The sequence below is a fragment of the Lysinibacillus sphaericus genome, from assembly GCF_006864135.1.
In the GTDB taxonomy this organism is placed as follows: Bacteria; Bacillota; Bacilli; order Bacillales_A; family Planococcaceae; genus Lysinibacillus.
On sequence record NZ_SADV01000003.1, the window covers coordinates 292873 to 312141 of the forward strand.

Consider the following 19269-nt stretch of genomic DNA (forward strand, 5'->3'; position numbering starts at 1 on the left):
AATGTCATCCGCCTTCTAAAGAGCAAAAAAGATCCACACACAAAGCTGTGCCTAAATTTGTAAGCATAATGAGAAGTACTAGGGGCGTTCGAGACCTATCTCGCTTGCGCTCCAGTGTCTCATTTGTGACACTAATCCCCAACGCTCACTCCATGGAACCGCTATTTCTCGCTAGATCCCAAAGATGAACTATCGCTAAGTATTCCATGGTAATGTATATGTATGATTGTCGTTTAGTCTTTCAATGCCTCCTTTCAACGCATAGAAAAGCTTGTACTTCCTGCCCCTTTGACTGTCGTTTTCCACTAACACTTCACCCAACTGAAACATTTGTAATAGAACTGTAAATTAAGGCGATGAAGCCTTTTATATAAGGTGTTTACAGCGAATCCCCATCCAGCGTGGTAACAATTTCCTCAAAGAAGCCCTACTTTTTCATGCTACGATTAATTCCAGTGACAAACCAAATTAGGATTAATCCTAACAATAGCTTCAGGAGGAAATTAACAACATGAATAAACGATTTTTAACAACAACATTAGCATTGACGATAGGTTTTAGCACAGTGGGGATGGTACAGCCAACTGTTCAACCTATAGAAGTTGAGGCTGCAACAACAAATGCCTATAATAACTCACAAGCTGTTAATGCGAAAGCAGATCAACTAATTCAAACTGGAAAAAGCTTAATTGGTAAGGCAACGTACAGCAATTCTGTATACAAGGCTACATATCCTTATAAATTTTCTTGTGCTTCATTTATTATGTACATTTTCGAGAAAAATGGTGTTGACCTTGCAACTTATAATGAAGATTATATGTTACAGCAAGGAACGCCGGTTAACAGAAATCAATTACAAAAAGGTGATTTACTATTCTTTAAGAGTAAAAAAACTGGGACAGACCCTGACCACGTTGGTATGTATATCGGAAACAACAAAATGATTCATATGGCTGATTCCAAGCAAAATATTGTGATTTCTGATTTAAATAGTAAACCATATTATAAAGATAATTATGTAGGGGCACGTAGAGTATTACCTTCATTACTGTCAGCTAATCCTGCAACGAAAGGCGATAAGATTGTTGAAAACGCCTTTAATTATAAAAATAAAGTAACGATGAGCTCAACAAATAATGAAGCAAGTCTTCGCTTTACAGCGCCAGGATATGTAGATTTCGTCTATCGTAAAAGTGGAGTTAAACTTGGTACAACCAATTTAAAGCAACTAATGAATGTTGGAACAACGGTTTCACGTACCAATTTAAAAAAGGGTGATTTAGTGTTCTTTAATAGTGCTAAAGGCTCTAAAAACCCTTCACAAGTAGCTATCTATGCCGGAGATCAACGTATTATCATTCCAAGTTCAAGTGGTATTACTACAAGAGTACTAATGGTTGACTATTATAAAGAGCATTATATTACAGCAAAACGTGTTTTTTAAGAACGTTTACTAGCATCATTTCAAATACTTGAATTTGCAATGCTCAACACAATTAATGTTTGCTGGAACAAATGTGTTTCAACAAACAAAAATACCGAACTATCCAATGAAACGCTTATGAAGGGTTTCGGAATAGTTCGGTTTTTCTAGTTATTGTGAGATTATTTGGCTTTATGAAGGAGCCTTTTCGTTATGTCCCAGCTTGTTAATTATTTACGTTTTAACTGATTCGCAAATTCTATCATAGATCTGCTAGACATTGGACCTTTAATAAGGACAATGGTTTCACTATCAAGCTTCTGCTTTAGTACATCTAAAACACCTGTCACATCTTTAAACTTATGAACATCTGCCTTGGTGCCGTCCTTCAACGCTTGGTTCGCAATATTTTCTGCTCTATTGCCAATAGTAATAAGCGTATCAATAGTTCTTTTCGCAACCATTGTGCCAATTTCTCGATGATATTTTTCTTCGAAATTTCCTAACCTCTTAATGTCACCTAAAATAAGAATTACTTTCTTCCCTTTTCCTATCGTATCTAAAACCTTTAGTGCCGCTTCAACAGAAGTCGGGTTATTTGTCCAAGTATCATCTATTATAGTACATTTACCGATGCCTGTAGAAAATTCTAAGTGTCTTGCCATCGCTTTGAACGTTTTTAATTGCGAAATTGCAACAGCAATGGAAAGTCCCATTTCCTTTACGGCAGCTATAGCCGCTAATGCGTTATATACTTGGTGTTCTCCGTATCCTGGAACAAATAAATTGTATTTGTTATTTGACACTTTTAGTACAAATTTCATGCCGCCTTTTGTAAATTGTATATTCGTAGCTTGATAATCTGCCTTTTCGTTAACGCCAAAGGTAATAATCTTTCCTTTAAATTTATTTAGGGGGATTTTTTTAATGTTTTCATCATCACCATTAATGATTAACGTGCCATCTTTTCTTATTCCTTCTACAATTTCAGCCTTTGCCTTGATATAGCCATCTAGATTATTGCATCCATCTAAATGATGGACACCAATATTCGTAATAATACCAATCGTAGGCTGATAGATCATACATTGGTGTTTAATATTACCGATATTACCTAGTCCTAATTCAAAGATAGCTGCTTTTGTATTCTGATCAATTCCAGTCAAGTACGGTAAGGATTGCCGTGGCTCATTTTTACTACTGACAGATGCTTGAACATTCCATTCCTTACTAGCTATATGTTTAATCATTTCTTTCGTTGTCGTTTTACCACATGTTCCGGTCAAAGCAACGACTGGTATTTGAAATAAATTTCTGTAATGTCCCATAAATTTCCAATAGGCATGCAAAATAGTCTTGACGCGTATAACGGTCGTATTTTTCAGCGCATTTTTCAATTCCTCTGATGATTTATCAGAAATGACAAGAGATGGTCCCTTTCGATCTATTTCTTGCCAGTTAATTTGATCACTTTTACTAACAAACATAAGTGTATGATTTTGAGTCAGTTCATGTCGGTTATAATAAATTGCATGTTTAACAGACCAGTGTTCAGAACCGCTTAATAATTCTCCTTGTAATAATTTTCTTATATCGCTCACACTTATATGTTGCAAGTTAACTACGCCCCCTTTCTATAAAATTATTTCTGAATAAATGCGTATCATAGTTTATGCATTTCTAGCAATTAACTATAAATATGCTCTTTCTAGTAAATGATAAAAAATAATATTTATTTAGGTGAAATCTATTCAGAAGTTGAAGATTTTTTTATTTTTAAATCATCTGCCAACTTAGAAACTTCTTTACTATACATATCACCTTTAATGAAAAGAACTGTATTTTCATCTACAATTTCTTCTAACAATTTATAGACGCGCGTACTATTTTTAAAAATATACACCGGTGAACTCATTCCTGCCTCAATGGCGTGAAGCGCCATAATACTTGCATGTTCCCCTATCGTAATCAGTACATCGACTCCAATTTCACTAATTAATTCTCCCGCTTGTTCGTGAATTATATATCCCCAAGACCCTAAATCTGTTATCGTCCCAATAATGGCAATCTTTTTCTTGCCCTCCCCGAGAGCCTTCAAAACCTTTAATCCTGCCTCCAAAGAAGTAGTCGTTATATTCCATGTATCATCTAGTAATATGGAATTATTAATGCCCTTAAACACCTGAAGCTGCTTATTTAATTTTCGGAATGATTGCAGTTGTTCAGCTGCTAAAGAAATCGGCAAACCCATTTCACAAATAGCTGCAATTGCCGTGAGCGCATTATATACTTGATGCTCGCCAAAACCTGGTACATAGATTTCATAGAGTTTCTTCTTATGATAAACATTGAACAGCATACCATTTTTGTGGTAGCGAATATTTCTTGCCTGGAAATCACAGGATTCATGCTTACCTACTTTTATAATGCGTCCTTGAAACTTCGATAAATCTATTTTACTGGTGTTGACATCATCAGCATTAAGGATTAAGGAGCCTGTGGGACTAATAATGTCCAGCATTTCACCCTTTGCTTGGATATACCCCTCTAAAGTTTTACAATAATTTAAATGGTGTGCCCCAATATTTGTAATAATCCCAATAGTCGGCTTGAAATAGTCCCCCGCAAGCTTGATGTCCCCCGGTGAACCAACAGCAGTTTCAAAAACGGCTGCATCGGTACGATCATCAATATTCAGTAAATATTGTAAAGAAGCAGTTCTAGAATTACTACTAAGTGGCGTGGATACTACATTTTTTTCTGCAGAAAGGATATGTTTGATCATTTCCTTCGTCGTCGATTTTCCAGAAGTACCCGTAATGGCTACTACAGGGATCTTAAATTGATTACGATAAAAATTTACAAACTTCCAATAGGCCTCATCTGAATCTTCTACTCTAATCATAATTATTTGCTCAGGTAATTCATTTTGACTGTATCGTCTATCGGTTACAAGCACTATAGGATAAAGTGACTTATACTCTTTCCAGTTCACAATACGCTTATTTGTAAAAAGGACGGTATTTGGTTTTTTCACTTGCTTCAGTCGATAAGCTCCATGTTGAATCAACACTTCGTCCGACCCTTGCACTAATTGGCCTGCAGTTATCGCTTTTAAATCCTGCACCGTAAGAGGCTTCATATCAATCTCCCCTCCTTTCCCCTCTAGTATATGTAACTTCTTAAAAGTTGCTTGGATGGATGCAAGATACATAACTAGAAGAAATCTATTTCTTCGCATATATATATAGTTGATTAAGTATCTAACGAACAATAGAAGGAGTGATATAACTGAAAACAATTATATTTATCGGCACTAACAAATCCGGGTCAAGTCGTGAAGCAACAAGAGCAGCAGAAAACCTAGGTTATTATACTGTCCTTTTTACAAACAATAAAAAGCAGTTACAACAGAGAAAAGCCTACCCAGATATTCATAAAATGATTCTTATTGATACTTCGAATATAGAGGACATGAAAGATGAAATTTATAATTTAACTAAAACTGGGTTAGAAATAAAATCTATTGTTAGTTTTGTCGATCCTTTTGTCCATATTGCCTCAATTTTATGTGATGAATTTTGCGATAACTATACATCTTCAACAGCTATCGAAATAATGGAGGATAAAGAAAAAACGAGAAATTTTTTAAAAAACCAGCCTTATTCTCCTAAGTTTTTTCTTCTCAAGCCAAATGAGTCCATCTCTAATAACATTGAATTTCCGCTTATTGTAAAATCTCCAAAATCAACAGGCTCCAAAGATGTATTGTTAGCAAACGACTCAGACCAACTGAAGAAACATCTGAGCCATCTGCGCAGCAAAAATCCCCGTGAAACAATAATGATTGAAGAATATATCGAAGGTCCACAATATTTAGTAGAAGCACTTGTCTATAAACGGCAAGCTAATATCATCGGTATTATTGAACAAGAAATTACTCAAGGTAAACGTTTTATCATTACTGGTTATGGTGTTCTCGTTAAAGCTCCGAAAGAAATTCAAGCAGGTCTTGAGGAAGTTCTTCAGTCTATTGTTAAAGCGTTTAACATCGAAAATGGTGCTCTGCATTTAGAGCTTCGTTTAACAAAGAATGGCTGGAAGCTTATAGAGATTAATCCACGAATCTCAGGGGGAGCAATGAATACGATGCTACACGCCGCCTTTGGATTTAATTTAGTGAAAGAAACACTTAAAGTATTTTTAGGTGAGCGTCCCGATATCAAACCAAAGCACAGAAAGTTTGTCTATACAAAATACGTCATTGTGGAAAGTAAAGGGATTTTAGAAAAAGTTATTGGAAGAAATAAAGCAGCTCATTCACCTGGAGTTGTGGATGTATATGTGAAGCCGAGAAGAGGGACATTGCTAATCCCTCCCTTATCGATGGGACATCGTTATGCATATGTAATCGCGGAAGGTGCAACATTAGCGGAAGCTAAAAATAAAGCCATTAACGCCGCAAAAGAAATAAAGTTCATTCTAAAATCTTAATTTCTTTCAATGCTCTCATTATTTAGCTATAAAAAATATCCCGAATAATTGTATCCTTCAAAAGGTCAATTACTCGGGCTTTTTTATTTATTCTTGAAATTTTTGATCTAAAAATTTCACCGTATCAAACATATTCGTTTTACTAGCACCCTTTACTAAAATGGTGTCGTGAGGTTGTATCACTTGCTCTAAGAGTTCATGTAATTCATCCTTATTCAGGAAATGATAAATTTTAGACGGATCCATCCCTACTGCCTTCGCTGCTGCGCCCATTTCCTCCGTTCTAAAACCATAAGTGATGAATAAATCTATGTTATGCTCGTAAATGTATTCGCCCAATTTACGATATTCCTCTTCTCTTAAATCCCCTAATTCTCGCATTTGACCAATAATAGCAATTTTACGTTTCTTCGCTATATTTGTAAGAACATCAATAGCAGCACGTACGCCCTGAGGATGGGAGTGAACGGTATCGTCAATAACTGTAATATTATCGCGACAGTTATAAATTGTTAATCGTCTAGGTGGTTTTTTGAAATTTAGCCCTGTTTTAATATCTGCTGGACTAAATCCTAAATAATCTGCAACCGCAATGGCATTGAGTGCATTATATACATGATGTTCTCCTAAAATTGGGATATACATTGCAATTTCCTGCCCATGCAGCTTTATTTTAAAGGACATACCAATATCTTTATATTGAATATCATAAGCTTGATAGTCCGCTGTGCTATGAATACCTACTGTTATGATTTTTCCTTTAAACTGCTGTGTCTCTAAATACTTAGAATTATCATCGTCCTTATTTAGGATTAATAAACCGTTTTGATCCATCCCATGTATTAATTCCGATTTCGCCTTGGCTACTCCTTTAATATCTCCATCAAAATTACCTACATGAGCCAAACCGATATTTGTAATGATACTAATATTCGGTTGGATAATGCTACAGTGATTTGTTATGATACCTGGATAAGCCATCCCATACTCAAGCACTACAGCCTCATGTGAAGCATTAATTTCTTCTTTATGTTTTTTCGTATGCTCTGTTGTATTCCAATAATCTTTTGACTCAAAGATATTCCATTTTACCGATAAAATGGAGGCAAGAAATGCTTTTGATGTTGTTTTTCCAGCACTGCCGGTAATCGCAATAATCGGTAAAGCCTTTTCTTTTGCTAAAGCTTTTTGTTCTGGTAAAGCTTTTTGTTCTGGTAATGCTTCTTCTACTAAAGATTCTTCTACTAAAGCCCTTTCTTCAGATGAATCTTTAATTTTCCTATATTGCCTGATTTCCCTTTTAATTTGCTTCTGGTTCTTAGCAAGGTACATTGCATACCTTATAGTATTGATGACCACATCTAATTCTAAATAAAAAGCTGGAGGGCAACCTGGTCGCCAGTTCACTTCATACATCCAAATTTTCCTTTGTTCATCTAAGCCTACATCAATGCCAATTTCATCAATAACTTCTCCAAATTGCGTCATCTGGATTTCATCTAAATGTCGAGCTAGTGATAAGGAAAAATGCTCTAACATACGCCGAATATCATAAGCATCTTCTTTAAATTCCTGCTCTAAAAATGGATCTAAATAATTCGTAAAACCACCGTTGTTAATATTCGGTATAATCGAGCCATTTGGTGCAATTCGCGGATAAATCGTCGTTATAACCCATTTACCTTCACCGTTTTTTTGAACATGTAGACGAAAATCATAAATTTGACCTGATTTTGTTTTGGAATGAATATAGGGTTGCACGATAAAGGTGCCTGTAGAAAGTTGCTCTCTAATTAACTCATCTAGCTTTGACTGTGTACATAACGTAGTTTCCCTATCCTTCTTTACCTCAAAGTTAGTTCTTCCTACTTTCGAAATAAAATAAATCCCTTTTCCCTTCCGGCCATCTATCGGTTTAAATACGACTTTTTTATAAAAAGCCATAAATTTATGGAGTAATTCAACATTTTCAACAACCTCAGATGGAATTAAATATTTATCAAATTCCTTTGCTTCTTTAAGTCGCTTCATGACATTCCATTTATTCCCTATAGAATGAGTAGTAAAAGGGATTTCCTTTTTCAATTTCTCAATAATATCCTTTGATACCGATAATTTTTCTGGACTTCCTGCATTGTATATAACATCCGGGAAGGGCATCATTTTTTCATGCCAATCACCATTTTCATATACCTTTCCTCTAATGGAACGTTTATCAAAGTCAACGCTTTTTGGCGTAAAGTAAAAAAATTGAGCGCCTTCTGCTTGTGCAACGGCCGCAAATGCATATGACTTTAGAACAGTTCTAGGATCTAGCCGATGATGCAACATTCCAATAATTGTCATCCATTAATCTCTTCCCTTCATAGGATTCTCTCTCTAATAAATTCAATGACTACAACGTGCACCTAGACAGATGCTCTAATTTTCATGTTATTTTAGTCGTATTTTCGGCTTTGTGCTTAGGCTGCACGAAGGACGACACGATGTCGGTCATTTCAGTAATGCCAAAGGCTACTATCTTTTTTAGCCCCTTCGATTTCCGTAACATCCGCCGAAGGGTTTAGCTTCACCATTTGGGCTCAATGATAAATTTTCCTTTTAACATGTCAGGCTTTAATAACTGAATTGCAGATATACCACTTAAGTCAATGGATTTTTCTGAGGATGTTCGCTCTAATCGGACAACCTCTGCTATTAAATTCGTATCATGTCCTTCATAATCATAGGCTCGCAAAAGTGAAACTGTTCCGCGGCAACTTTCTCGATCAATAGCCTCTATGCGAAAAAACTCTGTTTCAAACTGCTTTACAGTATCCATCAACCTTAAATGACTGCCGTTGTGTGTTATTAAAAAAAAAGGAATCGTATCGCTTCCCACTAATTTCACAAGAAGCTGACCAAAATATTTAGAATGAAAATCCTTTATCATATCCTGGAGTGCTTTTATGTCGTAGAGCGCTTCACATAGAAAATGTTTTTTTTTGTTTTCATTATTCATTTCCTTCGCTCCTTCCAAGTCTTAATAAGCCATTTCTCAAAAATTGTTTAAATTTACTAGCATTGATACTAGTGGAAGATCAACTGCCATGAACGAAAGTTTCACTTTATTCAACATCCTCTCGTTATAATATGTAAAGACAAGAAATATGATAATTTTTTTCGGATAAAACTGGTCATGTTGATTGCATATGTATGCTCCAAAGCAGAGTGAAAACATTTACACTATTTTTACGCAATCTTTGTACAATATGACGAAAAATCAAATTAATTTAAAAAGTTTTTTATTCCAGGATAGCTTTCAATAAAAAAAATCGTATTTAATAGTGAACGATGAAATAGATGCCTCACCTGTTTGCCTGATAAGTTTTCAGATAAACAATAGTTCTATTCACTGACTATACAAGCAAACTGGTAAGAAGCGACTAAATTTAGAAAGGAGTTTGTTATGACTATACAAGCTGAAAATGTCGTTTATGAACTACAACATCACAATGAACATGCTTTACATTTCATCATTGAGCAATATGGTGGATTACTACGAAGCATCATCACTAAACATCTCTTTCCTTACTTAGAAGAAGTTGATGAATGTTTGGATGACACACTACTTGCTATTTGGGAGAATGGTGAATTTTTCGATGAAGCGAAAGGATCTTTTAAAAATTGGATTGCGATCATTGCTAAATATAAAGCGCTGGATCGAAGAAAAAAATTACAACGTTATAATGAACGCTACATTTCAACTTTAGAATTTGAAGAGTCTTTCACAAATACTGAGAGGACAGAATTAGAGGACGTCGAAGAGCTGTTACAACATTTATCTGTTGAGGACCAATTATTATTTAAAAAATATTATCTAGATAATGTAAATTCCAAGAACATTGCAAAAGAATTTAATGTGTCTGTCCCGGTTATACATAACAGACTTTCCCGTGGACGTCATAAACTTCGTGCATTAAAACAAAAATGGATTACAGGGAGGCTATAAAAATGAGTGAATTATTTAAACTATTTAATCGTGCAAAGATTCAAACAGAAAAATATGATGAAACCCCGTTGTCAGAAATAGAAATAGCACGTATAAAAAAACGTCTGCATTCAAAATTGAAAACTCAAACATCAAAAAAGAAGAAGCTTACTATTTTAAGTGGGGTAGGTGTCGCTATGCTTGCCACTACAATAGCCATTTCAAGCCCAAATGCACTTGCTAAATTGCCCATAATAGGTAGCTTTATTGAACAATATATGAATCACCCAGATGTAAATGACGAAATGTATACAACGTATAAAAATATAATCGGACAAACAAAAGAAAATAAATATGGAACCTTAACGTTAAATGAAGTTATGTTAGATCAAGGGGAACTTTTCATCACGACTACTTATCATAGCAATAAACCCGTCCCAAACTCGGAATATCTTAAAATTAATAAGCACCTTCCAGACACAGATTACCTGCCCCTTTTCCCTGAAATAAAAATAGATGGGAAGGAAGTAGAGTCTGGATCAGGAGGAGGAGCAGGTAATGATAAAATCGATGACCAAACATTTGTCATTTATAGTTCAATTAGCATTCCAAATATAGAGCTTTCTAAGCCACATGACATTCAGTTTTCTTTTAAAAGCGATAAACTTAGTGACCCTTGGGAATTTAATTTCACTGCCACAGGTGAAGCCATTGCGGCTAAAACAACAGAAACCATGATTAATCAATCTTTTTCTTTACCGAACGGACAGAAAGTTGTAGTTGAAAAAATTACTCAATCACCCGTTTCATTAATTCTTTATTATCATATGTTTCCGGCGCCTGACAAAACAATGGATTATGATGTCCAATTTAGATTATACGACCAGAATAATAATGAGTTAGGTCAGTCTGCTTTTAAAACAATGCTCGAAAATTCTACACTTCGCTTCCAGAAGGAAAATATGGAGCCAATAACAAATATCACACTCGTTCCGCACTCTATTAATGTAAAAAGTGGCGTTCCTCACAAGGATGTTGTCAAAGTGTTTCATGAGTACACAATTACTACCCAATTGAACAAATAAGTCTACCAACCTTGAATTATAAAAAAGAAAACGTCCAATTTGACAATGGACGTTTTCTCTTTAGACGTTACGTTGTGGCATTATTTTGATTCCCATGATTTAGTAGAATAACTCCACCAATGATTAATGTAATGCCTAAAGCTGAGTAAAGATTAAAAATATCTCCCCATACAACAATTCCCACAATGACTGTTAATGCTGTGCCTACACCGGACCAAACGGCGTACGCAATGCTTAGTGGTAGCGTTTTTAAACATAGAGATAATGAATAAAACGAAATGCCATATCCAAATGCGACAGCTATTGAGGGGCCTAGAACTGTAAATGCTTCTGAAAACTTTAGCATCGTTGTTGCAAATACCTCACTGATAATGGATAACGTTAAAAATAAATAACCCTTCATTTACAAAATCCCTCCTTAATGTCCGCCACCTGCAAGGTTAAGAATAACTACACCGACAATAATTAATAGAATACCGATAATTTTTTTTAGGTTGAATAATTCCTTATAAAAGACTATACCGATGACCGCCGTTAGCGCCGTTCCTACTCCTGCCCATATCGCATATGCTGTACCAATTGCTATAGATTGTAATGTTAATGATAGAAAATAAAAAGCTGTTCCATATCCTACTACTACACCCACTGACGGTAGTAATCGTTTAAAGCCATTTGTCAGTTTCAACATCGAGCTAGCAAAAACTTCTGAGATAATTGAAATGAATAAAAAACCAAAAGCACTCATGTATGTTAGTCCTTCCTTGTCATGTGCATTAATTGTTCAAAGACACCGTCTGTCGCCTTAGCGGAAATCGGTGCGATATTTAATAGTTTCGAATAATACAATCCATCAATCGTTAACCGAATCAGATGAACAATGGATTCCTCCAAACCATCTTGGAACAATTCGTCTAGTAAACAGTCATAAACTGTTGAGATGGCTGAATGGTCATTTTGCATAATTTGAATCGCAATATTTAAGGATGCCCCGTTCGCAAGATCTTTTTGTGATGCGAAGATAAATGCTCTCGTCAATCTCCCTATCCCTTGCTCAAGGCTTGCTAAATGTTCATAGGATTGTACAACCTCATTTAAAATCGTCTCAGCGATTGCAGTTTGCAGCGCATCCTTCGTCTTAAAATGATACAATAATCCACCTTTGCTAATATTCGCTTGACTAGCTATTTTATCTAAAGTTAAAGTACTTAAATCATTGTCCTTTAAATAATCAATCGCCGTTTGGATAATATGTGAACGTTTTAAATCTGCTTTTGATGACATATAATCGCTCCCTTTAAAAATAAAAAAACCGTCTGGTCGGTCTTTTTATATTTTATACCTCTTATTTCACATCCGTCAATTACAATGCCAAAAATTTTGGGATCTGATGCTGGATGAACTTGTGAACACAACAAGTCGGAACATAGTAATGAGGAGATTGAGCCAAGCTCGCGAAAAGCGCCAGTCCGTAATGAAAATCATCCTATGCTTATAGCTACACAAAATTCGTATTCATTCTTTTGTCACCAAACTAAAGCCCTCTCAAAAAATTGAGAGGGCTCGTTAAATTAGCAATTCTTTTCGTCGTTTCTTCCGTTCTTTCCTTGTTTCAATGGTTCCATCCGTCGTTTCGATAGTTTCATCCGTCGCTCTGCCGATTCTTCCGTCACTTCAGCGCGTTCTTCCGTCGTTCCCTATTTCGGTAAGATAAACGTTTCTTTTTTGCCTTTTGAAGTATCCTCCGCTCCTTTATTTCGGATAGGACCTAATTCAATTTCAAAAGCTTTATCTTTCCAAATTTTTTCATATTGCTCTTGATCTAATACGAATACTTGTAATAGCTCGCCAGTTTCTCCAGCTTTAATAACTTCATTATAATTGTAAGTTAATAGCATACCTTCGCTTAATGAATATTGCTTACCATCATTAACTGTCAATTTTGATGACATAAATGATATTCACTTATCGATATATCAACGTTAAGCTGCATCGCTCTCTTTTAAATCCGAGACAAAACAAAAAAGCTAGATAAAAGATAAGCATCTCTTTTCTAGCTACTTATATCAGATGATTTTCGTCTTATAACAATCCTGCCTTTGTTAAATAGTCTCGTGCCACTTCTTCTATGTTTTGGCCTTTTACATTTACTCGATAATTCATTTCGCGCATCTCATCATCTGTTATTTGATTTGACAGCTTATTTAAGGCTGTTTCAATCTCAGGATATTTTTCTAACGTTTCTTTCCTTAGTAAAGGAGCCCCTTGATAAGGTGGGAATAGTTGCTGATCATCTGTTAAAACTTGCAGATGATATTGACGTATTTCACTATCCGTTGAATAAGCATCTAATAAATCTATATTTCCTGATTCGATCGCCTGATATCTAAGCTTCGGCTCCATCGTTGTTATGGTAGAAAGTGTAATACCATAACGCTTTTGAATGCCCAAATAACCATCTTCTCGATCATTAAATTCCAATGTGAAACCGGCTTTTATCGTTTCTTGAATAGGCTTAATGTCAGAAATTGTTTGCAAATGATAAGTATCAGCCATTTGTTTCGATACTGCCAATGCAAACGAGTTGTTATATTTCATCGGACTAAGCATCACCATACCAAATTTATTCATCATGCCTTCTTTTGCCTGATGATAAACATCTTCCTGATTATTATTGATGGCTTCCTCTTTTAAAAACTCTGAAATTGCCGTTCCAGTAAATTCTGGATAAATATCGATGCTGCCAGATTTAAGTGCATTAAATACAAAGGAAGTTTTACCAAGTCCGGGTTTTAATTGCACCTTTAAGTCTGTTTCATTTTCAATAAGCATTTTATACATATTAATTAGAATTTCTGGCTCAGAGCCAAGCTTACCTGCAATGACAATTTCTTCTTTCTCTTTGAAGTTTAGTAACGGGAAGATCATCATTATTAATGCCACTCCACTAATAATACTTAATGCCAAAATTGTTTTTTTAAACGACAGTGATTCTAGTTTTTTTAGGAAGAAATCAAACACTAATGCTAAAATCGCCGCAGGGACAGCCCCTAAAATAATAAGTGCGGTATTATTTCGGTCAATTCCAAGCAAAATGATATCCCCTAATCCCCCAGCCCCGATTAATGCTGCTAAAGTTGCTGTTCCGACGATTAATACCATAGCTGTTCGAATCCCTGCCATAATAACAGGCATAGCAAGAGGCAATTCTACTTTCACTAATCGCTTTCGCGTATTCATCCCCATCGCCATCGCAGCCTCTTTTAAAGACGGATCTACTTCGTTTATCCCAGTAAATGTATTACGTAAAATCGGAAGAAGTGCGTACACAACTAAAGCAATAATGGCAGGTACTTTTCCGATGCCAAACAACGGAATCAACAACCCCAATAACGCCAATGAAGGAATCGTTTGTAAAACTGCACTAATACCGATAATACTTTCTGCTATTCTCTTTTTATTCGTTAAATAGATTCCTAGAGGGATAGCAATCACTACCGCAAGAAATAATGCAATGAATGAAATTTGAATATGCTCTAATAATGATGCCAATAGCTGGCCTTTTCTTTCATTAAACACACCAAAAAAGTTAGCCATTTCAATTACCTCTTTCTAAGGAATCATGTGCTAGATAACGAAGCATGGTTGCTCTCGTGACAACACCAATTATTGTCCCGTTCTCTTCCACACTTAAACATTCATATTGAGCTAATTTTTGAAGAATGGTATGCAAAGAATCCTTTGAAGAAATGGCGTTCGCTCGATTTCTTTGATGAACCTCATCAACAATTGGTCCAAGTACAGCTTGGATATGGAAAGTCCCATACTCTTTTACCCCAACAAATTCACGAACAAAATCATTTACAGGATTGTCTATGATTTCACGTGGAGTACCAATCTGTACAATTTCTCCATCCTTCATTACACATATGCGATCACCAAGTTTTAAGGCCTCTTGCATATCATGCGAAACAAAAACGATTGTTTTTTGTATCGTTTGCTGAAGCTCGAGAAGATCATCTTGTAATTTTGTGCGGCTAATCGGATCTAAAGCACTAAAAGGCTCATCCATTAAAATGATTTCAGGATCAGCTGCTAATGCACGAACAACACCGACCCTTTGTTGTTCACCACCAGAAAGCTCTATTGGCTTACGCTGACTATATTTATCTCGTTCAAGTCCAACCATATCCAATAAATCGCCAACTCGTTGCTGGATTTGCGGTTTACCCCATTTCTTTAATTCAGGCACAATAGCTATATTTTCTTCAATCGTCATATGGGGAAAAAGTGCAATTTGTTGTAGGACATAGCCGATATTCCATCGCAATTCATGAATGTTATAATCACTAATTCTTTTACCGTTAATGCGGATGGTTCCTTCTGTTAAATGAATTAATCGATTAATCATCTTTAATAAAGTTGTTTTTCCACAACCACTCGGTCCAATAAGAACAAAAAATTCTCCCTTATTGATCTCTAAATTAATAGCTTTTACAGCGACTTGATCATTTACATATTTTTTTGTGACATTTTCAAATGCTATCATTGTATAAGCTCCTTTTAGTAATGCGCCTCCATAATGACATACTGTTAGTTCAGAGCGGACATCACCTTCAACATTTGCAAAGATTACCTTGATCATTTTGGCAATAATATATATTGACTTAATGTTTTAATCTAGAAATAAACTACTATTTTTATTCTCTTCATTTCATATACGTTCAGCATAGTAGGTCTAGAACTAACTCTTTTAAAAGGGACATCAAGTTACTATATATATTTCACTAACTAAAGTCATTTCAAACTTACTTTTTTGTTTCATATCAAGACATTGGTCCTCTTGACGCTCTCTTCTATTTGTCTCATAATTTCCATAGAAAATCGTATACTGCCTTTGAGTACAAATAAATAACCTTCAATAAAGATTTCCTTTCAAAATGACTAACTTCATAAATGTTCATACTACCTAGTAATGATTGCAACTATATTTTAATTGGCCTTTCATTTCTCTATTATGCTGGAAATTAAGGAACTAAATGAGGGGTTTTTTCGTTCTATGAATGATGTACTCTATTAAAGAAAACTGACTTTATTTCTATTTATAACTCTGTAATAATTAGAAATATATGAACCTCGTTATTGAAAAGAAAGGAGGAAGATGTGGTAATCTACCAACATCAATGACAATGAAATACTTCATTAATTTTTTAAAAGGTCTTCTGATTACTGTTATTGTTATCTGTATTTCGTTTTTTATGGTGACACAATTTTTCAATACTCATGAAACTGAAGAGCCTGTAGTTGTCGATAATAGCCCTAGTGTAGAAGAGTTTATTGGCGCTATTGCTGAAATTGCTCGACAACAAGGTTCCGAGAATGACTTGTATGCATCGGTTATCATTGCGCAAGCGGTGTTAGAAAGTGAGCATGGACAAAGTGGCCTTGGATCCGCTCCAAATAACAATTTATTTGGTATGAAAGGCAGTTACCAAAATAACTCCGTAACATTGGAAACATCTGAGGATGATGGTTCAGGTAATATGACAAGGGTGATGGCTGCATTTCGCAAATACCCTTCCTATGAAGCTTCCATACAAGATTATGTGAAATTAATGCGTAATGGGGTTTCCTGGAACAAAAATTTCTATGCAGGCGTTTTTAAAAGCAATACGAAGTCTTATGCAGATGCTACGAAGTTTTTAACAGGCTCCTATGCAACAGATTCACAATACAATGAAAAGCTTAATGCAGTGATAGCAAAGTATGCTTTACAACAGTATGACAGTCCTGTGAAAGATAAAAAAACAATTACTGTAGCCGATGGTGACTCTCTTATGCATATTGCAGAGGCTCATAATGTTAAAGTTACATCCATTAAACAATGGAATCAGCTTCGATCTGATAGACTTGAAGCCGGTCAACAATTAAATATTTATAAATATTAATATAAAAAATCTCCATGAATAATTATAGACATGGAGATTTTTTGCTTATGCTAACTTATAAATCTGTAAATCACAGTTTCTAAGTCAAAGACTCGTTTATTTAAAGCGTAAGTTCTACCTTCTACCTGCTGAGCAATTTTTTCAGTAAACTCACCTAAATTTTCGATAATATTTTTCTGAAGCTCTGCTTGTCCAATTTTAAGTTCAAATAGATCACCCTTAAGTATGTGTACATCACTCTTAAGTTCATGCACATCATCCTTAAGTACGTGTACATCGCTCTTAAGTTCATGCACATCATCCTTAACTACATGTACATCAGTCTTAAGTTCATGCACATCATCCTTAAGTACGTGTACATCGCTCTTAAGTTCATGCACATCATTTTCAATTTTATCTAAACGCAGTTCAATTCCGTCAAAACGTTTGTTCATTCCGACTAATTGATGATCCATATTTTCAAAGCGAGCGTCCATTCCATCTAGCCGTTGGTCAATTCCATCAAATCTTTGATCAATAGTCTCAAAACGTTGGTCAATTCCATCAAGTTTCTTATGCATTGGTGTTAATTCTTCTTTTAAAACGGAACGTAACAACTCTTTTAACTCTAGATTCAATTCCTATCCCCCAATCCTCTAAATTTTGATTTCATTATAGCATAATGCAAATAGGTTATCTCTATCAATAATTTCCCTAGTCATCTCAAAGATTGAAAAAAGAGAAGCCACGTCAAGCTTCCCTACACTTTTTATTTAAATAAGCTGCCAACAGCGGTAATAGATGTCGCCAAATCTTTCCGATATTGTTGATGCGGTTCGTCCAGACTGTTTATATTAACCTCGTTCCCAGCAAGCGAAGAATGTACGTAAAGGTTGTCGCCTATATATAGTGCAATATGTCCTGGGAAGTATAATAAGTCTCCCTTTTGTATGTGCTCTAGAGATATTTCCTTGATAGGAAAACCTTCAACGATTTTGGCATCGCGATAAATATATACGCCGTTTAGCATATATGCCATAGAACATAGACCTGAGCAATCAATACCTAACGGCGATTTTCCTCCCCAGCGATAGGGTGTTGCTAAATAGCTAAGCGCCGTTTGAACAACATTTTCCCGTAATTGTTGCTCAGATAAGCTGTTTTCTGGAATTTTTTCTTGTAACCATTGCCTACGTACATAACCAAACTCACCTGTCACTAATTGCACTGCTGCCCATTCAGAATCTAGCTCGCCAATAGCCGTCGAACAGATGATTGAGCCTTTAACGAGTGTCATCTTTTTCGTACTCTTAATTCGAGGCTCCTGCAAAACATCGGCGAAGCTTTGGCTAATAAAATGATTCGCTTCTTGTAGCCAGATGTCCGTTTGGGCATCATCCACTAGGAAGTTATCCTTCTGGCAATAACCTTCATAGCGATAAGCAGTTTGTATGCGGAACCAGTTCTTATCCACTACTTCCATAATGCGGACAACCATTCCATATAGTAGCTCATCCACTATTTCTGAGACTGCTTCTGGCTTTGCATGTAAATTTGCAATCATTGACGTCACAATGGCATTCACTCTATCATCTCCTTTCGCTTCACCAAATAATCATAAACAACTTTGGATATTCGACCAATTAGCTGCCTTGCATGATCATTATTAGTAACCTCAGTGACGAATACGCCAATAAGATAATCCCCAGAGCTGTTGTATACAATCCCAACATCATGATCTACCGTATTAAGACCACCTGTTTTATGAGCAAATTTCACATCATCTACTAAATAACGTTTTAGTGATTCGTGTACACGTTGACGACTTAAAATACCTATCGTTACCTCACTAGAAGCTGACGATAACAAGTCCCGACGATAAATTCTTGAAAATAGCAGTGCCATATCTTTTGCCGTCGTTGTATTATCAAAGCCTTTTGCTAGCCTTTCGAAATCCATCATCTTTCGTTGAATGGTAGTTTGCAGCAGCCCGATTTGACGAAAATATTGATTGAGTGTATCCATCCCTAGAAAATCGATTAATATATTTGTTGCTGTATTATCACTCGTAATAATCATCCATACTAAAAGCTCATAGATAGTACTTTGCTCTAAACGCTGTTCACTAATAACACTAAAATCAACCCATTCTTCTGGTGCTATCTTAATCTCTTGCTCTAATGATAGGTTGTTGCTTTCTATATAATTTAGAACAGCAAGCAATATAGGCACCTTAATTAAACTTGCACTGGAAAATGGGTCTTCTAGTTTTTCGCTAATGAAAAAATGCTCTGTCTTACAATCTTTCACAAACATATGCACTTTATAGGGAGCTTTTTGAAGAATCTGTGTAATCGTTTGCTTCATAATTCA

The 19269-nt window shown here is 35.5% G+C and carries 17 protein-coding genes and 1 pseudogene; 5 read left to right on the forward strand and 13 right to left on the reverse strand.

Annotated elements, in window-relative coordinates; all coding sequences use genetic code 11:
• Positions 1–511 precede the first annotated feature (511 nt).
• A complete protein-coding gene (locus C7Y47_RS05700) occupies positions 512–1444 on the forward strand; it encodes a C40 family peptidase (protein ID WP_142507864.1) in 933 nt (310 codons plus the stop codon).
• Between the two features lie 209 nt (positions 1445–1653).
• Here C7Y47_RS05700 and C7Y47_RS05705 read toward each other — a convergent pair whose 3' ends face one another.
• Positions 1654–3039 carry a UDP-N-acetylmuramoyl-tripeptide--D-alanyl-D-alanine ligase gene (locus C7Y47_RS05705; protein ID WP_142507865.1) on the reverse strand — a complete coding sequence of 462 codons (1386 nt, stop codon included), beginning with the start codon at positions 3037–3039 and terminating at the stop codon, positions 1654–1656.
• A 131-nt stretch (positions 3040–3170) separates the two neighbouring features.
• Complete coding sequence (locus tag C7Y47_RS05710) at positions 3171–4565, reverse strand: UDP-N-acetylmuramoyl-tripeptide--D-alanyl-D-alanine ligase (RefSeq protein ID WP_142507866.1); 1395 nt, start codon at positions 4563–4565, stop codon at positions 3171–3173.
• A 149-nt stretch (positions 4566–4714) separates the two neighbouring features.
• Between C7Y47_RS05710 and C7Y47_RS05715 the strand changes: the two genes are divergently transcribed.
• Positions 4715–5917, forward strand: a complete 1203-nt coding sequence (locus C7Y47_RS05715) for an ATP-grasp domain-containing protein (protein ID WP_142507867.1) — start codon at positions 4715–4717, stop codon at positions 5915–5917.
• A gap of 87 nt (positions 5918–6004) precedes the next feature.
• Here the strand turns inward: C7Y47_RS05715 and C7Y47_RS05720 are convergent, their stop codons facing one another.
• Together C7Y47_RS05720 and C7Y47_RS05725 are read right to left on the reverse strand one after the other, a co-directional pair.
• The gene (locus C7Y47_RS05720; RefSeq protein WP_142507868.1) at positions 6005–8263 is read right to left on the reverse strand and encodes a YheC/YheD family protein; all 2259 of its coding nucleotides are present in this window, start codon (positions 8261–8263) and stop codon (positions 6005–6007) included.
• 223 nt (positions 8264–8486) lie between these two features.
• Positions 8487–8918 (reverse strand): CotY/CotZ family spore coat protein, encoded by a 432-nt coding sequence (locus C7Y47_RS05725; RefSeq protein ID WP_142507869.1) that lies wholly within the window; start codon positions 8916–8918, stop codon positions 8487–8489.
• A 447-nt stretch (positions 8919–9365) separates the two neighbouring features.
• Between C7Y47_RS05725 and C7Y47_RS05730 the strand changes: the two genes are divergently transcribed.
• Positions 9366–9908 (forward strand): sigma-70 family RNA polymerase sigma factor, encoded by a 543-nt coding sequence (locus C7Y47_RS05730; protein ID WP_142507870.1) that lies wholly within the window; start codon positions 9366–9368, stop codon positions 9906–9908.
• Between the two features lie 2 nt (positions 9909–9910).
• On the forward strand, positions 9911–10972 hold the full coding sequence (locus C7Y47_RS05735) for a DUF4179 domain-containing protein (RefSeq protein WP_185903410.1): 1062 nt from the start codon (positions 9911–9913) through the stop codon (positions 10970–10972).
• 67 nt (positions 10973–11039) lie between these two features.
• Here the strand turns inward: C7Y47_RS05735 and C7Y47_RS05740 are convergent, their stop codons facing one another.
• From C7Y47_RS05740 to C7Y47_RS05765, 6 genes and pseudogenes are all read right to left on the reverse strand, one after another.
• The gene (locus C7Y47_RS05740; protein WP_142507872.1) at positions 11040–11375 is read right to left on the reverse strand and encodes a DMT family transporter; all 336 of its coding nucleotides are present in this window, start codon (positions 11373–11375) and stop codon (positions 11040–11042) included.
• A gap of 15 nt (positions 11376–11390) precedes the next feature.
• A complete protein-coding gene (locus tag C7Y47_RS05745; RefSeq protein ID WP_132362983.1) occupies positions 11391–11717 on the reverse strand; it encodes a DMT family transporter in 327 nt (108 codons plus the stop codon).
• Between the two features lie 5 nt (positions 11718–11722).
• Positions 11723–12253: a TetR/AcrR family transcriptional regulator gene (locus tag C7Y47_RS05750; RefSeq protein ID WP_142507873.1), complete on the reverse strand. Its 531-nt coding sequence runs from the start codon at positions 12251–12253 to the stop codon at positions 11723–11725.
• Positions 12254–12666: 413 nt separating this feature from the next.
• A pseudogene (locus tag C7Y47_RS05755) lies at positions 12667–12930 on the reverse strand (DUF5068 domain-containing protein); the annotation flags it as partial.
• 121 nt (positions 12931–13051) lie between these two features.
• The gene (locus tag C7Y47_RS05760; protein WP_142507874.1) at positions 13052–14566 is read right to left on the reverse strand and encodes an ABC transporter permease/substrate-binding protein; all 1515 of its coding nucleotides are present in this window, start codon (positions 14564–14566) and stop codon (positions 13052–13054) included.
• 1 nt (position 14567) lies between these two features.
• Positions 14568–15518, reverse strand: coding sequence for an ABC transporter ATP-binding protein (locus C7Y47_RS05765; protein WP_142507875.1), 951 nt, complete (start codon positions 15516–15518; stop codon positions 14568–14570).
• Positions 15519–16098: 580 nt separating this feature from the next.
• Here C7Y47_RS05765 and C7Y47_RS05770 point away from each other — a divergent pair.
• Entirely contained in the window at positions 16099–16917 is an 819-nt protein-coding gene (locus C7Y47_RS05770) for a glucosaminidase domain-containing protein (protein WP_255505025.1), read from the forward strand.
• A 50-nt stretch (positions 16918–16967) separates the two neighbouring features.
• On the opposite strand, the gene C7Y47_RS05775 is transcribed toward C7Y47_RS05770, so the two are convergent.
• The 3 genes from C7Y47_RS05775 to C7Y47_RS05785 form a co-directional block, all read right to left on the reverse strand.
• Positions 16968–17534, reverse strand: coding sequence for a hypothetical protein (locus C7Y47_RS05775; RefSeq protein ID WP_142507876.1), 567 nt, complete (start codon positions 17532–17534; stop codon positions 16968–16970).
• Between the two features lie 131 nt (positions 17535–17665).
• Complete coding sequence (locus tag C7Y47_RS05780) at positions 17666–18481, reverse strand: SH3 domain-containing C40 family peptidase (protein WP_142507877.1); 816 nt, start codon at positions 18479–18481, stop codon at positions 17666–17668.
• Positions 18478–19263 carry a serine hydrolase gene (locus tag C7Y47_RS05785; RefSeq protein ID WP_142507878.1) on the reverse strand — a complete coding sequence of 262 codons (786 nt, stop codon included), beginning with the start codon at positions 19261–19263 and terminating at the stop codon, positions 18478–18480. The genes C7Y47_RS05780 and C7Y47_RS05785 overlap by 4 nt, the downstream gene beginning before the upstream one ends.
• Positions 19264–19269 lie beyond the last annotated feature (6 nt).

Bases quoted from the DNA above. Each gene is read 5' to 3' on its own strand.
- C7Y47_RS05700 (WP_142507864.1), top strand. From the start codon at position 512: ATGAATAAACGATTTTTAACAACAACATTAGCATTGACGATAGGTTTT.
- C7Y47_RS05710 (WP_142507866.1), bottom strand. From the start codon at position 4,565: ATGAAGCCTCTTACGGTGCAGGATTTAAAAGCGATAACTGCAGGCCAA.
- C7Y47_RS05720 (WP_142507868.1), bottom strand. From the start codon at position 8,263: ATGACAATTATTGGAATGTTGCATCATCGGCTAGATCCTAGAACTGTT.
- C7Y47_RS05725 (WP_142507869.1), bottom strand. From the start codon at position 8,918: ATGAATAATGAAAACAAAAAAAAACATTTTCTATGTGAAGCGCTCTAC.
- C7Y47_RS05730 (WP_142507870.1), top strand. From the start codon at position 9,366: ATGACTATACAAGCTGAAAATGTCGTTTATGAACTACAACATCACAAT.
- C7Y47_RS05735 (WP_185903410.1), top strand. From the start codon at position 9,911: ATGAGTGAATTATTTAAACTATTTAATCGTGCAAAGATTCAAACAGAA.
- C7Y47_RS05740 (WP_142507872.1), bottom strand. From the start codon at position 11,375: ATGAAGGGTTATTTATTTTTAACGTTATCCATTATCAGTGAGGTATTT.
- C7Y47_RS05745 (WP_132362983.1), bottom strand. From the start codon at position 11,717: ATGAGTGCTTTTGGTTTTTTATTCATTTCAATTATCTCAGAAGTTTTT.
- C7Y47_RS05750 (WP_142507873.1), bottom strand. From the start codon at position 12,253: ATGTCATCAAAAGCAGATTTAAAACGTTCACATATTATCCAAACGGCG.
- C7Y47_RS05760 (WP_142507874.1), bottom strand. From the start codon at position 14,566: ATGGCTAACTTTTTTGGTGTGTTTAATGAAAGAAAAGGCCAGCTATTG.
- C7Y47_RS05765 (WP_142507875.1), bottom strand. From the start codon at position 15,518: ATGATAGCATTTGAAAATGTCACAAAAAAATATGTAAATGATCAAGTC.
- C7Y47_RS05770 (WP_255505025.1), top strand. From the start codon at position 16,099: ATGAACCTCGTTATTGAAAAGAAAGGAGGAAGATGTGGTAATCTACCA.
- C7Y47_RS05785 (WP_142507878.1), bottom strand. From the start codon at position 19,263: ATGAAGCAAACGATTACACAGATTCTTCAAAAAGCTCCCTATAAAGTG.